The 17,009-nt window shown below is 43.2% G+C and carries 22 protein-coding genes and 1 pseudogene; 13 read left to right on the forward strand and 10 right to left on the reverse strand.

What is annotated here, in order from left to right:
- Window positions 1-2: 2 nt before the first annotated feature.
- On the reverse strand, window positions 3-620 hold the full coding sequence (locus tag ABD692_RS08955) for a hypothetical protein (RefSeq protein WP_344766352.1): 618 nt from the start codon (window positions 618-620) through the stop codon (window positions 3-5).
- Window positions 621-716: 96 nt separating this feature from the next.
- On the opposite strand from ABD692_RS08955, the gene ABD692_RS08960 reads away from it, so the two are divergent.
- The 3 genes from ABD692_RS08960 (at window position 717) to ABD692_RS08970 (ending at window position 3,532) form a co-directional block, all read left to right on the forward strand.
- Window positions 717-2,177 (forward strand): aminotransferase-like domain-containing protein, encoded by a 1,461-nt coding sequence (locus ABD692_RS08960; RefSeq protein WP_344766353.1) that lies wholly within the window; start codon window positions 717-719, stop codon window positions 2,175-2,177.
- 237 nt (window positions 2,178-2,414) lie between these two features.
- Entirely contained in the window at window positions 2,415-2,873 is a 459-nt protein-coding gene (locus tag ABD692_RS08965; protein WP_344766355.1) for a DoxX family protein, read from the forward strand.
- Window positions 2,874-2,953: 80 nt separating this feature from the next.
- Window positions 2,954-3,532, forward strand: coding sequence for a cysteine hydrolase family protein (locus ABD692_RS08970; RefSeq protein WP_344766357.1), 579 nt, complete (start codon window positions 2,954-2,956; stop codon window positions 3,530-3,532).
- A gap of 21 nt (window positions 3,533-3,553) precedes the next feature.
- Here the strand turns inward: ABD692_RS08970 and ABD692_RS08975 are convergent, their stop codons facing one another.
- The 5 genes from ABD692_RS08975 to ABD692_RS08995 are packed head-to-tail and all read right to left on the reverse strand — an operon-like array spanning window position 3,554 to window position 6,788.
- Window positions 3,554-4,195, reverse strand: a complete 642-nt coding sequence (locus tag ABD692_RS08975; RefSeq protein ID WP_344766359.1) for a class I SAM-dependent methyltransferase — start codon at window positions 4,193-4,195, stop codon at window positions 3,554-3,556.
- A 41-nt stretch (window positions 4,196-4,236) separates the two neighbouring features.
- Window positions 4,237-4,734 (reverse strand): ester cyclase, encoded by a 498-nt coding sequence (locus ABD692_RS08980; protein WP_344766360.1) that lies wholly within the window; start codon window positions 4,732-4,734, stop codon window positions 4,237-4,239.
- Window positions 4,721-5,191 (reverse strand): hypothetical protein, encoded by a 471-nt coding sequence (locus tag ABD692_RS08985; protein WP_344766362.1) that lies wholly within the window; start codon window positions 5,189-5,191, stop codon window positions 4,721-4,723. The genes ABD692_RS08980 and ABD692_RS08985 overlap by 14 nt, the downstream gene beginning before the upstream one ends.
- 47 nt (window positions 5,192-5,238) lie before the next feature.
- Complete coding sequence (locus tag ABD692_RS08990) at window positions 5,239-5,880, reverse strand: Crp/Fnr family transcriptional regulator (RefSeq protein WP_344766364.1); 642 nt, start codon at window positions 5,878-5,880, stop codon at window positions 5,239-5,241.
- Window positions 5,881-5,891: 11 nt separating this feature from the next.
- Window positions 5,892-6,788 carry an NmrA family NAD(P)-binding protein gene (locus ABD692_RS08995; protein WP_344766366.1) on the reverse strand — a complete coding sequence of 299 codons (897 nt, stop codon included), beginning with the start codon at window positions 6,786-6,788 and terminating at the stop codon, window positions 5,892-5,894.
- Between the two features lie 267 nt (window positions 6,789-7,055).
- Here ABD692_RS08995 and ABD692_RS09000 point away from each other — a divergent pair, with 267 nt between their 5' ends.
- The 5 genes and pseudogenes from ABD692_RS09000 (at window position 7,056) to ABD692_RS09015 (ending at window position 10,084) form a co-directional block, all read left to right on the forward strand.
- On the forward strand, window positions 7,056-7,724 hold the full coding sequence (locus ABD692_RS09000) for an NAD(P)H-dependent oxidoreductase (protein WP_344766367.1): 669 nt from the start codon (window positions 7,056-7,058) through the stop codon (window positions 7,722-7,724).
- A gap of 183 nt (window positions 7,725-7,907) precedes the next feature.
- Window positions 7,908-8,459: a carboxymuconolactone decarboxylase family protein gene (locus tag ABD692_RS09005; protein WP_344766369.1), complete on the forward strand. Its 552-nt coding sequence runs from the start codon at window positions 7,908-7,910 to the stop codon at window positions 8,457-8,459.
- Complete coding sequence (locus tag ABD692_RS09010; protein ID WP_344766371.1) at window positions 8,449-8,865, forward strand: DUF1348 family protein; 417 nt, start codon at window positions 8,449-8,451, stop codon at window positions 8,863-8,865. Before ABD692_RS09005 ends, ABD692_RS09010 begins: the two co-directional genes overlap by 11 nt.
- 367 nt (window positions 8,866-9,232) lie before the next feature.
- Window positions 9,233-9,535 (forward strand): annotated as a pseudogene (locus ABD692_RS20950) (DUF6597 domain-containing transcriptional factor); the annotation flags it as partial.
- Between the two features lie 15 nt (window positions 9,536-9,550).
- Window positions 9,551-10,084, forward strand: a complete 534-nt coding sequence (locus ABD692_RS09015) for a helix-turn-helix domain-containing protein (RefSeq protein ID WP_344766373.1) — start codon at window positions 9,551-9,553, stop codon at window positions 10,082-10,084.
- Between the two features lie 120 nt (window positions 10,085-10,204).
- Here ABD692_RS09015 and ABD692_RS09020 read toward each other — a convergent pair whose 3' ends face one another.
- Window positions 10,205-10,918 (reverse strand): NAD(P)H-dependent oxidoreductase, encoded by a 714-nt coding sequence (locus tag ABD692_RS09020; RefSeq protein WP_344766375.1) that lies wholly within the window; start codon window positions 10,916-10,918, stop codon window positions 10,205-10,207.
- Window positions 10,919-10,969: 51 nt separating this feature from the next.
- On the opposite strand from ABD692_RS09020, the gene ABD692_RS09025 reads away from it, so the two are divergent.
- Window positions 10,970-11,338, forward strand: coding sequence for a winged helix-turn-helix transcriptional regulator (locus ABD692_RS09025; protein ID WP_344766377.1), 369 nt, complete (start codon window positions 10,970-10,972; stop codon window positions 11,336-11,338).
- A 57-nt stretch (window positions 11,339-11,395) separates the two neighbouring features.
- Here ABD692_RS09025 and ABD692_RS09030 read toward each other — a convergent pair whose 3' ends face one another.
- Window positions 11,396-12,343, reverse strand: a complete 948-nt coding sequence (locus ABD692_RS09030) for a TolB family protein (RefSeq protein WP_344766379.1) — start codon at window positions 12,341-12,343, stop codon at window positions 11,396-11,398.
- 267 nt (window positions 12,344-12,610) lie between these two features.
- On the opposite strand from ABD692_RS09030, the gene ABD692_RS09035 reads away from it, so the two are divergent.
- From ABD692_RS09035 to ABD692_RS09045, 3 genes are all read left to right on the forward strand, one after another.
- Entirely contained in the window at window positions 12,611-12,757 is a 147-nt protein-coding gene (locus ABD692_RS09035; protein WP_344766380.1) for a hypothetical protein, read from the forward strand.
- Window positions 12,758-13,117: 360 nt separating this feature from the next.
- Complete coding sequence (locus ABD692_RS09040) at window positions 13,118-14,341, forward strand: GAF domain-containing sensor histidine kinase (protein WP_344766381.1); 1,224 nt, start codon at window positions 13,118-13,120, stop codon at window positions 14,339-14,341.
- Window positions 14,342-14,519: 178 nt separating this feature from the next.
- A complete protein-coding gene (locus ABD692_RS09045) occupies window positions 14,520-14,831 on the forward strand; it encodes a YtxH domain-containing protein (RefSeq protein WP_344766382.1) in 312 nt (103 codons plus the stop codon).
- Between the two features lie 285 nt (window positions 14,832-15,116).
- Here the strand turns inward: ABD692_RS09045 and ABD692_RS09050 are convergent, their stop codons facing one another.
- Window positions 15,117-15,629, reverse strand: coding sequence for an RNA polymerase sigma factor (locus ABD692_RS09050; protein ID WP_344766384.1), 513 nt, complete (start codon window positions 15,627-15,629; stop codon window positions 15,117-15,119).
- A 197-nt stretch (window positions 15,630-15,826) separates the two neighbouring features.
- Entirely contained in the window at window positions 15,827-16,081 is a 255-nt protein-coding gene (locus tag ABD692_RS09055) for a hypothetical protein (RefSeq protein ID WP_344766386.1), read from the reverse strand.
- A 189-nt stretch (window positions 16,082-16,270) separates the two neighbouring features.
- Between ABD692_RS09055 and ABD692_RS09060 the strand changes: the two genes are divergently transcribed.
- Window positions 16,271-16,633 (forward strand): response regulator, encoded by a 363-nt coding sequence (locus tag ABD692_RS09060; RefSeq protein WP_344766388.1) that lies wholly within the window; start codon window positions 16,271-16,273, stop codon window positions 16,631-16,633.
- Window positions 16,634-17,009 lie beyond the last annotated feature (376 nt).

Raw genomic sequence — 17,009 nt, forward strand, 5'->3', positions numbered from 1 at the left:
GTTTAAATTCTACTTAAATCCATATACCAGTTCCATTCCCAGTGCGCTCCGTTATCCTGTGAATAGGCCTGCCGCCACTGGGGATGGTCCGGGGCCGAATAATCCCACTGATATAAAACCAGTATAGCCTTTCCCTTGAATTCATCCCTGGTGAAAAAACTGCCGACCTTGCCCTCAAAAGACCCCACCACGGGATGTTTGTCCAGAATGCCATCATTGCTGTCCGCCCAGTAATCCGTCCATAGCAAGGTCTTGGGGTTAAAAAGCCTCAGGGCGATGGCCTCATAAGGTTTACCCCCGATGGTGGCTGTAAAGGTTTCGCGGTTTCCGATTCCCATTAAAATTTCCCGCAGTTCAAGCACGGAATCAAACTCGTCCCATTCCTTGCTGCCCGAAAGCCGGGACCTTAATTTCCTGTTTTTAACTGTCCATTTACCCATCAGAAAGTTAAAGTCGTCCTTGGAAGAGGCGGAAGTTGGAGTAATTTTCAGTGCGCCCTGATTGTCCAACTCCACCTGTTTCATTAGGTTTACGTTTTGCACCTTTGCATGGCTTTTGCCGGCCCCAAGCACTCCCAGTAAAATCATGGTCATGATATTGTATTTTGATAAGGATTTCATTACTTAATTCACGATTTTGTTTTTATTTCATTGACAAATCTGTATTTTTAATGGTTGGTGTAACTCATCCAATTTTGATAAATCTGATCGTCCAATATGCAAACCCTAGCCTCACTGATTAAAGTCAATAAAGAAGATAAGCTGCCTGTGTATCTGCAGTTATCCGCACAGCTTATGGAGTTGATTAAACAAGGGATTTTGCCAGGAGGAACAAAGGTGTTGAGTTCCCGTACCTTGGCCGCATTGGTGCATGTCAACCGGTCTACCATCGTTAAAGCCTACGCTGAACTGGAAATACAGGGCTGGTTTGAAACCCACTCGGGAAAAGGCACTTTTGTGAGCAGCCACATCCAGGAACTGTCAAAGCCAAAAAAAAACCGACCTGAAATTTTTGTCAATCCGTTGAAACATGCAGGCTTCAAAATACCGCGGATGCCGATTCTTGAAAAACCAGTACTCGCATCTATTCCGGGCCTTCATCTTGATGACGGTTTTCCCGATGCAAGACTGGCACCGCTCACTGAACTATCAAGAGCATACCGAACCCAGCTTTTGACGGGAAATCTCTACTCCAAGCTGGGCTATAGTGAAACCAAAGGATCCTTAAGGCTTCGAGAACAGTTATCGATTTATCTAAATGCTACCAGGGGGCTTAAAACGAACCCTGAAAATATTTTGATTGTACGCGGGGCAATGATGGGTTTTTACCTAATGGTTCAGGCCCTGCTCAAAGTTTCAGACCATATTATACTTTCCCGTTCGGGTTGGATCGCAGCCCGTATGGCAGCCGAACAGTCTGGTGTGAGGATATCTTATGTTGATGTGGATGAGTATGGCCTGGATGTCGATCAGATTGAGCGAATCTGTGAGCAGGGACCCATCCGCATGGTATACGTTACCTCCCACCACCATTACCCGACAACGGTGGCGCTAAGGCCTGACCGGCGTATCAAACTCCTCCGGCTTGCAGAAAAGTTCGGGTTCATCCTATTTGAGGACGATTATGACTATGAGTTTCATTATGCCAATCAGCCCCTTCTTCCTCTTGCGGGCGCGGACCACAGCGGAATGGTAATCTATTGCGGTTCTTTTTCAAAGACCATTGCACCTGCTTTCCGGCTCGGTTATCTGGTCGGACCAGAAGATGCGATCGAACACCTGGCCAGGTATAGAAGAATCATAGACCGTCAGGGGGATGCGATGCTGGAAAATGCTATGGCTGAAATGCTCGAATTCGGGTTCGTCCAGCGGCACCTGCGCAAGTCGATGAACATCTACCGCCAGAGAAGGGATATTTTTTGTGGCCTTTTGAATTCTGAATTAAACGACTATGTCAAATTCAGAGTGCCCGATGGCGGCCTTGCTGTTTGGACAGGGTTTGACCCGGAAATTGACCTCACCAAGCTTAGCACAATCGCCGCCAGTAAAGGGCTGAAAATATCGGATGGAAAATACCTTGGAGTAGATCATTTTAGCCGCCTTGGATTTGCATCCAGCACACCTGATGAACTTCAAAAGAGTATAGATATCCTGAAAAAGGCACTTCGTTCGCGATGAGCGGATGGAAAAATTGGCTGCTTTAGTCTAAATGGAACGCCCAATTGTTGATGATTTGCATTAGGGCAATTTGGAAGCGCCTGATTCTGAACGTTTTTAATGGACTCAAATAAGAGTGGAACGATCTGACTACACATTAAACTGGTTGGTCTAAAATACATAAAATGGACCACCTCATATCTTACTTTTAGGATTAACTTGCTCAAGTTCTCCTACTTAATTATTGACTTCAGAATAATGAAACCGCTTATTGTATTGCTTGTTGCAACGCTGATTTTTATTGTAATAAATCTTCTATGGATGTCAGATCCGTTATACCCTTGGTCAGCAAGATTTGGAATGCTGGTCATGCTCTGCTTTACCGCCTTGGGACATTTTCTTTTCCCAAAGGGCATGTCGATGATGTTACCTGATTTTGTGCCCTTTAAAAAGCAAATCATTTACCTCACTGCAGGTATCGAATTGATTTTGGGCCTTCTTTTAGTATATCCCCCGACTACAAAAACCGGAGCTATCCTGTTGATTGTTTTTTTTATAGCAGTTTTGCCTTCAAATATCCACGCTGCAAGGAAAAACCTGAATTATGAAAAGGGAACTCTGGACGGCCCAGGGCTGAACTACCTTTGGTTCAGAATCCCCGAACAGATTTTTTTTATACTTTGGGTATTCTGGTGCGGTCTTGCTGCAATTGGCTAATTCCTTGCACACTTTCAAAAATCAAATGATTTATTGACCAGTTAACGGTTACCTCACATCCCCATCTTGAAACCTTAAAAATGACCAACACATTCAATCAAAATTTTGCCCTGATATTAATAGATGTACAAAAGGCCTTTAATCAGACTGCCCATTGGGGAGAGGAGCGCAATAATCCCTGCGCGGAGAAAAACATGGCCAAGCTGCTGAGCTATTGGAGGGAAAAAAACTTTCCTGTTGTCCATATTCAGCACAATTCGATCTCTACGGATTCTCCCCTCAAAGTAGGGGAACCAGGTCATGAATTTATGGACTTTGCCTGTCCGCGAGATTGCGAAACGATTATTACCAAGGAAGTAAACAGTGCCTTCATAGGAACCAACTTGCTTAGCCAGCTCAATTCAATGGGCGTGCACCGTATTCTTTTTGCCGGTTTCACCACTGATCATTGTGTATCCTCATCTGTCCGAATGGCCGCCAATTATGGCTACGAAGTTTTTGTTGCTGCGGACGCAACGGTAACCTTTTCAAAGTTGGGATTTGATGGGCAGCACTATACTGCTGAACAGGTTCACCAGATTTCACTCGTCAGTCTCCAGCATGAATTTGCTGAAATAATCGATTCGGTGGATATTATCGAAAAGTTAGATGCTCAATAGTGAAGCATGTTTAGACTAGGGCTATCTGGAGGATTTCAGCCATAGATATCCTCTTTTACTCGGGTATTCGATTTCTGAATAGGCTTCTCGCTCAATTGCATCAACGAGCTGAAAACCATTTGTTTGGGCAACAGCGATGACCTGGTGCATTTTGAAAAAATTGAAATCAATATCGACTTTATGGTCTAAAAAATGATCCAGGTGCACAATCTCGTCACCCAGATGAAAGCTTGTCAAAAAGTGGCCTCCGGGTTTTAATACTTTATATACCGACCTGAATGCTTCCGCAAGCAGCGGGTAATCAAAATGGACCATAGCGTAAAAGGCAACAGCGGATCCGAATCTGCCCTCGGGATAGCTCAGATCCAGCATGTCCGCTGTTTCAAAGGCAATATGCGGACTTAATCGCTTCGCCTCATCAATCATTTCGCAGGAAATATCTGTACCAATGATATCTTTGATGCCCAGTCCATCCAGATATGCAGTTGTCTGACCCGGCCCACAGCCCAGATCCAGAACAGTTCCTGCTAAAGCCCGTTCTCTTGCGAAATGTTGCAGGATCATTTTGTCAAAATGCTTATGCTCAAGCTCACCAAAATATTTTTGTGCATAAACTTCTGCTGTCTTGCTGTAACAGTCCAGTATATTCTTGCGTGTATTCATTTTTTATAGACCAATTTTAACCATTTTCCTTAACCTCACCCTTATTTTAGCAGTCCCAGCTGTCTGTTCAATTCCAGTTCTTCAGTGACCCTCCAATGTTCGCTAATCCGTCCGTTTTCTATTTTTTCAATGTTAATCTGATTGACGCGGATTTTTTTTCCGGTCGGCGGACTGCCAAATAGAGAGTCTGTATTCGTTCCTGTCATCACGACCCTCGCAACAACCCTGTCATTGGTAGCGATAACATCCATGATCTCATAATGCAGGTCCGGAAAGCCCTTGCGGATCGCAAGGACAATTGGTTTCAATCCTTCAGGTCCTTTACGTGGATTGGGCACTGAGGGCGTATGGTTGATGTAGTTATTGCTTAATAGTTTGTCAAGATAACCCACACGCCCTTTATTCCAGACCTCCCCGAAATAGGTTCGGACTAGTTGCTCGTTTTTCTCTGCCTGATTTGCCTTTTGACTACATCCCGATCCAAGCGAACAGATACTAACAAGAAGTAACACTGTCTTTATTCTGCTAAGTGTTTTCATAATATTTGTTGATTAATAAGGAAATAGGCAATCCGACCACGGTCATATGCCAGATCACAACCACGAGATCCACCGGGTTAAATTCGGCAGGTTCAATGAGGCTTAACGGAACAATAATTAGATTCATCACCACCCAAATCAACAGCCCATAAAGCATCCCTGCAACAATAACGTTCTCCCGAATCCATTTAAGGCGCGGACTGAGAATAAAAAAGATGTAAGTTGCTGCAAATGCGATAATTATGTGCAATCCCACGCCCACCCATGCACTCGCAGCGCCGCCATCATAGGCAGTTTTACCCATTATACCACTAGCTACATACTGGTAAACCTGCATAGGCTTTAAATTGAAAAAAACGTAATAAACTGTCATTGCAGCCACGGCGTCCAATATGCCAACAACAACGGTTGTCCAAAAAAGTACACTGCCTCTGTTTTGTAGATATTTTGCTCTCATATTTTTATTTTGAATCCAAAGCAACGGATTTTCTAAAACAAAGCATGTTAAACTAGTTTAACAAATGACCTCGATACAATTTTTCGGCGTATCATGCTTAAAAATACTGGTGTAATGCCCAGAAAGGACGCGATCTGTCGCTGGGATATCCGCTGGTCGAGCGTTGGATATTTTTGCAGGAAACTTAAGTATTTCATTTTCCCATTGAGGGTCAGATCCTGGTTTGTTCTGTTTTGTTGGGCTATATACGCATTCTGAAAAAGGATCCTAAAAAACCTTTCAAATTTGGAGACCCGGGTGTATAGCTGCTCCAGGTTTTCTCTGGAAATCATCATCACCTCGCTGTTCTCCAGTGCATCAATCGAATAATTCGCCGGATGGCTACCAAGGAAACTGCCTAGATCACATATCCACCAGTTTTCAATACCGATCAGAACAACATGTTCCACGCCCTCCTCATCCGTAGAGTACATCCGCAGGCAGCCTTTGACTATAAAAGTTTCAAACTGGCACACCTCGCCCTGCCGGAGCAAAAAATCCCTTATTTTAAGATTTTTAGCTTCTAGCATACCGGTAAATGTTTTTTCCTCCTGAACCGTTAATTTAATGTGCCGGCCTATATTGTGCAGAATCAGATCAAACCGTTCCCTTTGGTAATGCTTTCTCAATGGTCGTCTGTTGACTTTCATAAAATGTATAGTTAAGTCCTTAAGTTGTGCTGAAAATTAGCTCCCTTTTTTGCCAGGGCGACCATGTCCAAAATATAAGACTCCAGGGTCGTTTGACCTTTTTCCGGCTCTAGAGGAATTTCATATTTTTCCTCCAGTGTAATTTCACTCATCCGGACCATTGATCCTGCTGCTGCCGGCGAAAATCCGGATTTTTCAAGGTAAGCACACCAGTTGTCTCGCTTATGGGATTTTACCTCGATCTGGCGATCGAGTGCAAGTGAAAATGCCCTGGCCACATCTAAAGCGCTGTACCGCTCCGGCCCCTCAAAATAAATAATTTTTCTTCTATCGTTCCCATGCTTCAAAAGTTCTGCGGCGAACTTGCCAATATCGGCTGGAGATACCATGGGGAGCTTGAAGGTGGCCGGATAAAGGGTTTCAATTACTCCCTTTTTTACTGCCCCATGAACGGCCTGCTCCCAGTTGCTCATGTAATAGGCCGCCCTAATGATCTTTATGGAAGCAGGTATTTTAACAAGTTCCTGTTCCATGTCGTAAAGAACGCCAAGGTCCCCGATACGATCTCCTGGCTGCGCACCATATGTAGATTCTGCAACAATGGTCTCAAAATGCGAGGCCTGGACCGCTTTTAATATAGAGCTCACGCTTTGTTTTTCAACTTGAGCAGTGTCTGTGTCCGGTGAGGCCGGGGGATTAAGTAAAAATAGCCGTTGACCATTCTTTAATATCCCAGTAAGCATGTCCGTATCAAAAACATCTGCAATTGATACCTTTGCGCCATGCTTTTCCCAGTAAGACTGATTTTTATCGGTCCTCAATACAACTTTTACAGGCTGGCCTTTTTCCAACAGATGCATCGCAACTGCCGAACCAACATGGCCATTAGCGCCCAAGACAATATTCATATCCTCTTTCTTTATGTGAATGAATTATAAAGCGCACGCAATTTCGCCAATTCTGTCTGTTATAAATTGTAAAAAACCAACAGTCCTTTAAGCCCCAAAATTGGAGTCCTAATTATGCCGAACTGTCCGCTTCAGCCTTGGGAATGGAACTGGATTATTGAGCATCGTGTAACCACGGACAAATTTGTTAGCTGCTTACAATTGAGTGCGTGCGCAACATATGAAGGCCCACGATTCTATTTTTGAGCTCATCAATTTTTAGCAATCATGAAAATATTTATTGTCCTGGCGCACGCGGAGGTTAAAAGTTTTAATGCCTCCATGTTCCAACAGGCTATTCGCACGCTGGAAACCCAGGGACATCAGGTGCAGACTTCAGATTTATACCGGATGGAATTCAGTTCAAGATCCTACCGGAATAATTATTCCTCCATGGACGATGCAGGTTTTTTCAAACAGCAGCTCGAAGAGCTTCGCGCATCAAAAATAAATGGGTTTTCACCAGAGATAGAAGCCGAAATCAGTAAAGTTGAGTGGTGCGACCTGATGATATGGCAGTTTCCGTTATGGTGGTTCAGTGTTCCCGGTGTACTGAAAGGGTGGGTCGACCGGGTGTTTGCAATGGGACGGGTATATGGGGAGGGAAGGATGTTTGAACAGGGGTATTTCAAAGGGAAAAAAGCACTGCTATCCATAACTACGGGCGCTGAAAAAACCGCCTACAGCAAAGACGGGCTCTTAGGGGATATCGATTCAATCATCAGGCATGTCCAAAGGGGTATGCTGGCTTATACCGGGTTCGACGTTCTTAAGCCCCATATAATTTATGGACCAGTAAGAATGGAAGGACAGGGAAGAGAAGATCAGCTTGAAAAATATTCAAGCAGGCTAAAAAATATTTTTGAAGAGGGGCCAATAGAAGTGGGGCGGTATTAACTGGTTTAGCTCATCAATCACTGCCCAGGTCACTGTCCAATTAAACTAGTTTAACAAATTCGCCGATATTTCTCCGACAGGTTTTGCCCCGCTACCTTTACCTCCGGAGAGCGCTTACCCGCATTGCAGCATTTCTTTGCAGGTTGAGCTCTGGCATTAATCCTTAAATAAATAAATCAGAGTATGGAAATTATTGAAACAACATCCGCAATAGGTAGCTTGAAAGATTCCTTTCAGGAGGTAGAAAAAAAGATGGGACGTGTACCCAATATGTTCAAGATCATGGGGAACGCCCCAAATGTACTAAATGCTTACATCAAATTCAGCGGTGCGCTAAATAATCCGTCAATTGGACAAAAATTCGCTGAACAGATTGCCCTGGCAACCGCCGAGTTTAACAGTTGCACCTATTGCCTATCGGCACATACCAGCTTTGCATACAATGCGGGTTTATCCAAACAGGAAATCATGGAGGCGAGAAGGCTTGATTCTCCTGACCCTAAAATTGACAAGGGTCTCAAATTTGTTGAAAAACTGCTTCGCAGTCACCATGCGCTTTCGCCAGATGATGCTGAACAGCTAAAACAAAGTGGTTATACAGACGGTGAGATACTGGAAATAATCGCCTTTGTGGTCCGGAACATTTTCACCAATTATGTAAATATCATCTCCCAGACCGCCATCGACTGGAACGAGATCATAGAACCTTCAAACTCCAATGCAAATGGCCATTAAACACTTTCCGCTTCCCCCTTTTTCTATGGAATCGGCACTAGAAAAGGTGAAGATGAGCGAATCCCTCTGGAACTCCAGAAAACCTCAGATGTTGGAGATGGCCTGTAGCACTGATACCGAGTGGACAGATCGGACGCAGGTCATTAATGGGACCGCCGAAGTCCAGGAATTTTTGCGCGGCAAATTTGAAAGGCAATTAAACTATAGCCAGCAAAAAACACTGTGGGGATTTCGTGGGAACCGTATGGCGGTACGCACAGAGCAGGAATGGCAGGATGCATCCGGCCAGTGGTTCAGAAGCACTGGCAATGAGCTCATGGAATATGACAAGGACGGCCTGATCTCCAAAAGACACGCAAGTGATAATGAGTTGGCAATTACTAGTGAAGAGCGGATTTTGAAATAGAAAGGTTAAGCGGCTATCCGCTGATTGGCACCGCTGACAAAATGGTTGGCCCAGATAGTCGTCCTGCCTGTTTAAGCCTGGTTATCTCCCCTAATGTGAGCTACCCGGGCTTGCACTAATAGTTTCTGCAGGCGCTGAATACTTCGGAGATGATCTGCCAATGTTAAGGATTGATATCCCGGCGCCAGCAATAACGCGTTTAGTCATAAAATTCAGGTGGATGGCTGTGCGTTAACAAATTGGACTATTCCAGTTACATCTCACAGCGATATTTTTGTCTCATCATTTACAAGCCTTTGCAACCTTACTGGATATTTTATATTTCCGTACGCCCTAACTGAATTACCTGATGGAATGTGAGATTATTATGCCTCCGGATTGTTTGAAAAGTATCGTGAGATTCATCAGCTATTCTACATTTCGTATATATCCTACACAAGACCAGCAACTTGTGCTTTTTGCTGACTGCTTTCCCCAGCTTATTATTCTTCATTCTAATTGCAGCCGAATGGTTTCCGCTAAAAACTCAGGCTACCCATTGGCTTTTCTTAGAGGGGTAAGCAGCCGGCCGATGGAGATCAAAGTCACTGGTCCCGTTAGCTGCCTTACAGTCAGTTTTTTTCCGGAGATCTTGAGGATGCTTACGGGATTAGAGATTTCAGCACTAAACAACAAAATACTGGATATGGAAAATTATTTTCCTGAAGATTATATTCATAAATTAATGGAACTTTCTTCGGCAGACCGTCTGGAAAGCATTTATTCGCATTTGACAAGTGCAGCCCGTTTAAAAGCTCGTAAAGAGCAAGTTATTTCGGCCGCGGATTATCAGAATTTAACGAATGTAAACCTTTCCCTGGAAGACTTAAGAAAGTATTTTGCAGTGGCTGACCACCAGTTATTGAGGCTCTTTAAAGCTTCAATAGGCCTATCGCCTAAACGGTTTTTACGCGGTTCCCGGTTTTCAAAGGTGCTTGAACTAATTAGGAACAAAAAATTCACAAATCTGGGCGATCTCGCTTTTTCGCTCAACTATTATGACCAATCCCACTTCATCAAAGACTTTAGATACCTTTCCGGAATGACACCAAGTGATTTCGCCAGTCTTTGCGAGTTTCACCCCGGCAAGGTATCTGAATATAATACGTTTTTTCTTAGGCCAAGTAACCATTGCGTGGATCCCAGGGCCACTAAAGATGCAAACCCGGTAATATGTTAACTCTAATTTTAATGATATGTAAATTTTGAACATCCAGGTGAACCCTCCATAGAGTAAATATCAAACATGCTGGGAAACGCTCGTACCCAGTTTTGATCTATTAAGTTACACTCCGGAGCATTAATATGAGCCTACAGCAATTGAATTTTCCTTAGCCAGGGACATGAGTCTCTTAGACCATTTTTCAAGTTCATTTGCCCGCTGTGAATCGGTCAGTCTGACCGGCGCGAAAACGACATGTGGCCTAAGTACCGAAAAGCCGGTATAGGCTAGGATGCCGCGCTGTAATGGGCGAAGTACACCAGAGAGTGAGCCGGTCGAACCGTGAGGCAAGAAGGCTTCCTCACGGTCTCCGGTAGTGAGGGAAAGCAGGGCCAGTTTTCCTTTAAGCTTGCCGGTTTCATTGAAATGCCCGTCACCGTAAACCCGGCCCATTGCAAATACACGGTCTACCCAGCCTTTTAAGATTGCAGGCACGCTGTACCACCAGAGGGGAAATTGCCAGATCATCAGCTCGCACCATTCCAGAAGCACTTGCTGCTGATCGATGAGCTCGCTAAATCCATGCAGCTCGGTGGCATGGAGTTCTTCAAGCTGCTGTTTGAAGTAGTCGGGGTTGCTGACAGTTGAAAAGTTTTTTCTGTCCGAGACCGGATCAAACCCCATTCTGTAGAGGTCTAGTTTTTTGACCTGGTGACCTTGGGCCTCGAGTGTCTGAATAGCGGTGAGGAACATGGCGCCATTGAAGCTTTTAAGCTCAGGGTGGGCAAGAATTATCAGTATTTTCATCGTTTTTGATTTTTTATTATTCCATCCAAAATTAATGGAAGCCATAATCAAAAACACATAGACCGCCCGTTGTCGGATACTAACAACTTTGTCCGTATGTCAAAAAGAAAAGAAAATTCGACCAATAGCATCAACAAACGATTGATGGATGAATCCTGCGGAATGGTTCATGCACTCTCTATCATTGGCGGACGCTGGAAAATGTTGATTCTTTACGCTCTTGAAAGCCAAAACCTTCGCTTTAGCGAAATTAGAGAAAATCTTCAAACGGTATCCGAGCGTATGCTTTCTCGTCAGTTGAGGGAACTGGAAAGAGATGGAATGATCCATAGGCACGTTTATGCAGAAGTGCCTGTGCGTGTTGAATATAGCCTCACTGAAACAGCGGCTTCCCTCATCCCCATCTGGCACAGTTTAGAGCGCTGGGGAGATGAAATGAGGAATCGAAACCAGGTCCTGATTTAATCTCCAGGATAGGAGCGGTTTGCCGGATGTGGCTTTTTTTTTGTGTAGGCTTCCCTTCTAATGGGCTGGTCCTAGAACCCGCAAATTTGAAATATCCGCTACCCATATATTTGGAATCCCGTTAAAGATCGTCTTAAACTCCTGATCAAAAGTCTGTTGATTTATTTTTCTTTCCCTTGGACCACGTAACTGGCTTTTATTTCTAATACTTGTGAAGTACAGCCGCTTTCCGTCATGGGATAGGGCGGCTTGTCCCTCGTTAGTCGGAGAGTTTATTGCCTTTCCCAGATTTATCGGTTCTTCCCATTTGCCCTGTTCATAAAAGCTTACCCAAAGATCGCTTCCACCCATGCCTTTGCGTGTTGAACTGCTAAAAATTATAAATGTTTCATCAGGAGAGATGACCGGGTCAATATCCCGCTCCGAAGATAAATTAAAACTCAGCTTTTCGGCGCTTCCGTAGCCGCTTTCGGTTTTTCGCGCCAGATAAATCTCTGAATCTTTTGCATTGCCGCTCGAATAATATAAATTCCCGCTGGCAGCAACTGAAGGGTAAACAGGGTAGGGGGTTGTTTTGTAAAAATCTCCCATCAGGTGCTTTGGCTCGCCCCATTCTCCCGATTTGGTTTTGTCAACAAACCAGAGGTTGTAATTTGAGGTGTCCGATTTTATCGGTGAGGGCCTGTCCGAAATAAAAATCAGCCGATTTCCGTTATCGGTCAGAATCGGGTCGGCATCTCTAAATCTGCCGGAAAAAGAGGCCAGCTTTGGCATCCCCCATTTGCCGTTCTTAAAGGTCGAGGATACAATGCTTATCCGCCGGAAATCAGGGAGCAATGATTTTGAAAAATATACGGTTTTTCCGTCCGGAGTGAAACTCGCATTGAATTCAAAGTCCCTTGAGGATATGGAGCCTTCTCCAAAGACTGTAGGCTCGGGATTGAACTGTTGACCGAAAGCGTTAAAACCCAGTCCCAGTAGAATAATAAAAATTATCGTTTTCATAAATTACTTCTTGATGATCAAAAATCTGCTTATAGCTTCCCTTATGACCCATTCGCGTTGATACTCATAAATGGATCACATTAATACAGCCAGTTCTCAAAAATATAAGATTCAGCACCAATAAAATTGTAAAAAACCTAGGATTTATATTGTTCGGTGATTTTATCCGATGCGCTCCCCTGCAAAAAAAAAACAGTGGGTATCACTGCCGTGAGCATCAATATAACGTTCCAGATTTTTCCAGATTCGTTGATCAAAATCTGGGATATGAAAAAACAGAAAAACATAATCGCGCAAAAAGGGCGCCGCAATCAGCAGTATTTTAAAGGCCTGAGGTTTAAGATCCGAGCCCTGTTAAAAACTTTTCCAGCAATCTGCCAGAATAGTGGCCCCGGAAAAAATAACAAAAACTAAAGGGGCTGCAAAGTTAGCTGGATAACGATCATCTAAAACTTCGATGAGATTAATGCAGTTTCCTGTGGCCACTCGGGTGTCCCGCAAGATGTAGAATTGTCCACAATTCCATTCTTGCCGCCCTTGAGGTCGGGGTTTTCCTCGGAACTCGGAAACCCTTAAAAAACAGACAAAAGAAAAATCAGATGAATAACAGATCCATAGAAAAACAGGCCCGTCTGACCCATCCAGTCAGAACACGGGTGACCCAAAAAACGCATGAAAAGCTGATGGAGCTCAAAGCTTACCTGTATCATTCTAAATGCAATTGATAGGGTGAAAGACTGTTTATTATATTAAGCGTACCTTTGCCTACCCCACATGAATTCAAATCCCCCACTTCCCGATAATGAGCTTGCGAGACTATCCTCTTTGCAGGAATATCGCTTAATGGATAGCGGAGAAGATAAAGAGTTTGATGACATGGCGAGCATTGCCTCGGCAGTGTGTGGCATTCCAATTTCCCTGATTACCTTTATTGATGAAAAGCGTCAATATTTTAAGTCACATATCGGTACCGATTTTACTGAGAACCTGCGTGAACTCTCCTTCTGTACGCATGCAATAGCTTCGGGAGAAGAGATTATGATCGTTCCCGATGCCAGGGTTGATGAAAGATTCAATAATAATCCCATGGTAACCGGCCCCACTGCGCTCGTATTTTATGCCGGGGTTCCCCTTATAAACCAGAGCGGCTTCGCAATGGGAACCATCTGCGTGCTGGATCAAAGAACGCATATCCTTAGTGCCCCACAGGTTTCAGCACTGAAATCTCTGGCTCGCCAGGTAGTGGATAAAATCGAGTTGAGGAGAAACAACCTGGAACTAATGAAAAGTAATCAGGAGCTTTTGAATTCCAATGTTCTGATCCAGAAATTTGCTTCCATGGCGGCGCACGACATCAAAAATCCGCTTACGGGCATGCTCCTTACTTCCCAGCTCTTAAAATCTACCATTGGATCGCTCGGAGACGAACGGGCCAATAAGCTGTTAGAGGTTAACATTTCTTCAACCAAATCTCTTTTGTCACTAGTAGACGAGATGCTAGAGTACTCCAGGTCCCCTGAACTACTGATTGCAAGGAAGCAAAAAATTATGGTCTCCGGCCTTTTCGAAAGATTGAGAAATCTTGTTCCTATGCCACAGGGCTTTTCGCTCCAGTTCCTGTCGTCCAGCGCCGAAATTTACCATTCAACTATTGCCCTGGAGCAGATCCTGCTTAACTTGCTTACCAATGCAGTCCGTTATAACGATAAAGAAACCGGGCTTATAAAGGTCAGCATCCGTGAGGATGAGCACAAAGTCTTCTTGGAAGTTGAGGATAATGGAAACGGTATCCAGCCCGAATTCCAGGCGAAAATATTTGAGGCTAATTTTGTGGGCGTAGCAGCCGACAGGTTTAACAATTCGGGTACCGGTATCGGACTATCTACAGTCAAGGATCTTATAACAAGGCTGGAGGGAACGATTTTTTTGAAATCAACTCCTGGAGAAGGATCTGTTTTTACGGTACAACTTCCAAAATATAGTACACAGCTTGACTAAATGAGCCTGCCTGGCTTCCATGTAAAAGCTGTTTTCCTTAATAACCGGACTCTCAATACCCAATTGCAAATATTCTTTAGCGAAATTTTAAGTTGCCTATGGGCCAGGAATCTGCTATTGAAAAAAACGAAAACAAATCTCCTCCAGGAAGGGTTGAATGTTATATAAACCCAAAACGATGACAGACAATTCAAAAACAGTAGTGGCTTTATTAGCCGGCCTTGCAGCAGGAGCTGCACTGGGCATATTATTCGCCCCGGAAAGTGGTGAGGAAACCGTAGACAAACTTTCAAAAAGCTTAAAAGATTTAAAGGACAGGGTACTTGACAAAGCACACCAGGAAATTGCAAACTTAACCCGTACCAGCGATGAGTTGGCCGACAAAGCCAGCGAAAGTTTTTCTTCGGTCAAAGAAGAGGTAAAAGGAAAGATCGATTCCCTGAAAGAAGATGCTAATGATAATCTGACCGATTATGTTGCCCAAGCTTAAATACATCGTTAATCATAACAAGCATCCCTAGAATGGGAATGCTTGCTATGAATGGTCGCGAAAACTGAATATTTGTTCTGCTTGAATCTTAAAATTGTAATCTTCACCGTTTCTCTAGCCGGGGGGACAATTTGGTTTTGCATAACTTTCGTTTTCAACCCGGCGGTTCACGCCAGGCGACCTCCGCCCAGGACCGTTTTGTCTGAAATTATCTAACATAAAATATATGCTCTTAAACTTTTCGAAGGACGTTTAGTTGAGCTTTATCAAAACTCATCAGTTACGCTAACGTTCGGACTGGTAATTCTTTAAATATGTTTTAAGCATCTCCCGTGCCATATGGATTCTGGTTTTGACTGTTCCTATCGGTATACCAAATTCGTCGGCTATTTCCTGATATTTATGGCCCTCGAAATACCGGGTAAAGGGAGTGGAGTAAACCTCCGGGATTGATGCCAGTGCTTTTTGTATATCACCCATAATGAACGTTCCTGTTGCATCATTTTCAGAGGCACTTACCACTAAGTCCTGGGAACTGATCTCGTCGGTCTGGGTAATGAGTGCGTTTTTTCTCGTGTTCTTCCTATAATCATTGATAAAGGTATTGCGCATAATCACAAACAGCCATCCCTTTATGTTTGTTCCCTCCTGAAAGTTTTTGTAGAACCGTATCGCTTTTATCATCGTATCCTGCACCAGATCATCCGCGTCATCCTCATTTCTGGTATAGCGGATCGCATGACTACGCAGTGAGGGCGAGTGTTCTTTGATCATTGCGCTGAATTGCAGTTCATTCATTTGGTTAAATTAAGGTGTCCATAAATTTTTGGATCGGACCCTCATCTAACAGCGGGTGGGAGATTTTGTTTTTTGCACGCCGAAAGATTGCAATCAGATTTATAATGTTCTTAAAATGCCCGCTTTGGTAACTACCGAAGAAGATTTACAAACTTCCCAGTTACGCACCTTATCTGCCTTTGGCCCTCAGGATCAACTCACTTAAACTTTTTCAGGTAATCTTCCCAATTCTTAAATTCGCAAAATTGCGCTAGACTGTTCAACGAAAATGGCGTGAGTAACTCTCTTTTTCCAGTAAAAATGGTTTGAACAGTTCGCTGGGATAAGTAGTTTTTTGTTTTAAAAAAGATTTGCTCTGATATACTTCTACAGTCTTCGAGACTGACTTGTTCGAGATTTAATTTCTTAGCAACAAGAACCTTAATCTGTGCAATTTGTTCAGTATTTTCCATACCGTTGAAATTTGAGTTCGTTTAACTAATTTAGTAGACGGAAATTGCATCCCAATAGTTTCACGTTAATTTAGTGTTTTAATTTGAGTTAAAAAAATGTTTTGATGATGGTGGGGTTTTGTTAGTTATTATCTATAGAATCAACTAATTCGAATTTAAAATTGCCGTGCCTTCGAGAAAAATAGCTATATGAATAAGAAAATTTTGTTTTTGGATGATGATCCTATTTCTCTTTATCGTTACGGCACAGATTTTACAGATGCCGGTTATGAAGTTAGGTGTATCGAAGTAGAGGAAGAACTTTCATCTCTTGTTGAAAGTTTTAAACCCGATCTAATTATTCTGGATATAAGGGTGGGTGATGGTGACGGAAGAGAAATTTGTAATGAATTAAAAATCAGGCTTGAAACGGCCCACATTCCAATCATCATGCTGACTGCATTATCATATGAAGATATCAGTGCCGTGGAATGTGATGCCGATGCTATTCTTGGAAAATCACCTGACTCGGAAAATCTGCTTCTTACAATTAAAAATTTGCTTGATAAATAACTCTTTTGTCGTTCTGAACAAATTTCTTTCATTATAATTCTGTAATCAGAAAAAAAAGATTTAACTCAAATTCAATTTTCTACGAAATGGGGTCCAAATGCTGCGGTTTATTCATATTATAATAACGGTCGAAATATTTAATTACGTTCATTAATCTGGATAAAGGAGAGTAGATGACCCCGTCTCACCGGAAATAAATTTGTTATAAATAATTGGTTGCCATTGTGTTATTGAATTGGCGGAAAAGGGTGAAATAAATTGGTTTGTCCAGTTGATGCACGTTATCGGAAAAAGAGAATCACATAAGTTCTTATTGCAAATGTATCGCTGTTGAGTCTGGCGGCGAACTCAAGAAATTATATGGAGTTTTTCTATC

The sequence above is a fragment of the Pedobacter ginsengiterrae genome (assembly GCF_039537385.1).
In the GTDB taxonomy this organism is placed as follows: Bacteria; Bacteroidota; Bacteroidia; order Sphingobacteriales; family Sphingobacteriaceae; genus Pedobacter; species Pedobacter ginsengiterrae.

Coding starts and splice junctions, on each gene's coding strand:
- ABD692_RS08955 (WP_344766352.1), bottom strand. CDS start 620: ATGAAATCCTTATCAAAATACAATATCATGACCATGATTTTACTGGGA.
- ABD692_RS08960 (WP_344766353.1), top strand. CDS start 717: ATGCAAACCCTAGCCTCACTGATTAAAGTCAATAAAGAAGATAAGCTG.
- ABD692_RS08965 (WP_344766355.1), top strand. CDS start 2,415: ATGAAACCGCTTATTGTATTGCTTGTTGCAACGCTGATTTTTATTGTA.
- ABD692_RS08970 (WP_344766357.1), top strand. CDS start 2,954: ATGACCAACACATTCAATCAAAATTTTGCCCTGATATTAATAGATGTA.
- ABD692_RS08975 (WP_344766359.1), bottom strand. CDS start 4,195: ATGAATACACGCAAGAATATACTGGACTGTTACAGCAAGACAGCAGAA.
- ABD692_RS08980 (WP_344766360.1), bottom strand. CDS start 4,734: ATGAAAACACTTAGCAGAATAAAGACAGTGTTACTTCTTGTTAGTATC.
- ABD692_RS08985 (WP_344766362.1), bottom strand. CDS start 5,191: ATGAGAGCAAAATATCTACAAAACAGAGGCAGTGTACTTTTTTGGACA.
- ABD692_RS08990 (WP_344766364.1), bottom strand. CDS start 5,880: ATGAAAGTCAACAGACGACCATTGAGAAAGCATTACCAAAGGGAACGG.
- ABD692_RS08995 (WP_344766366.1), bottom strand. CDS start 6,788: ATGAATATTGTCTTGGGCGCTAATGGCCATGTTGGTTCGGCAGTTGCG.
- ABD692_RS09000 (WP_344766367.1), top strand. CDS start 7,056: ATGAAAATATTTATTGTCCTGGCGCACGCGGAGGTTAAAAGTTTTAAT.
- ABD692_RS09005 (WP_344766369.1), top strand. CDS start 7,908: ATGGAAATTATTGAAACAACATCCGCAATAGGTAGCTTGAAAGATTCC.
- ABD692_RS09010 (WP_344766371.1), top strand. CDS start 8,449: ATGGCCATTAAACACTTTCCGCTTCCCCCTTTTTCTATGGAATCGGCA.
- ABD692_RS09015 (WP_344766373.1), top strand. CDS start 9,551: ATGGAAAATTATTTTCCTGAAGATTATATTCATAAATTAATGGAACTT.
- ABD692_RS09020 (WP_344766375.1), bottom strand. CDS start 10,918: ATGGCTTCCATTAATTTTGGATGGAATAATAAAAAATCAAAAACGATG.
- ABD692_RS09025 (WP_344766377.1), top strand. CDS start 10,970: ATGTCAAAAAGAAAAGAAAATTCGACCAATAGCATCAACAAACGATTG.
- ABD692_RS09030 (WP_344766379.1), bottom strand. CDS start 12,343: ATGAAAACGATAATTTTTATTATTCTACTGGGACTGGGTTTTAACGCT.
- ABD692_RS09035 (WP_344766380.1), top strand. CDS start 12,611: ATGAAAAAACAGAAAAACATAATCGCGCAAAAAGGGCGCCGCAATCAG.
- ABD692_RS09040 (WP_344766381.1), top strand. CDS start 13,118: ATGAATTCAAATCCCCCACTTCCCGATAATGAGCTTGCGAGACTATCC.
- ABD692_RS09045 (WP_344766382.1), top strand. CDS start 14,520: ATGACAGACAATTCAAAAACAGTAGTGGCTTTATTAGCCGGCCTTGCA.
- ABD692_RS09050 (WP_344766384.1), bottom strand. CDS start 15,629: ATGAATGAACTGCAATTCAGCGCAATGATCAAAGAACACTCGCCCTCA.
- ABD692_RS09055 (WP_344766386.1), bottom strand. CDS start 16,081: ATGGAAAATACTGAACAAATTGCACAGATTAAGGTTCTTGTTGCTAAG.
- ABD692_RS09060 (WP_344766388.1), top strand. CDS start 16,271: ATGAATAAGAAAATTTTGTTTTTGGATGATGATCCTATTTCTCTTTAT.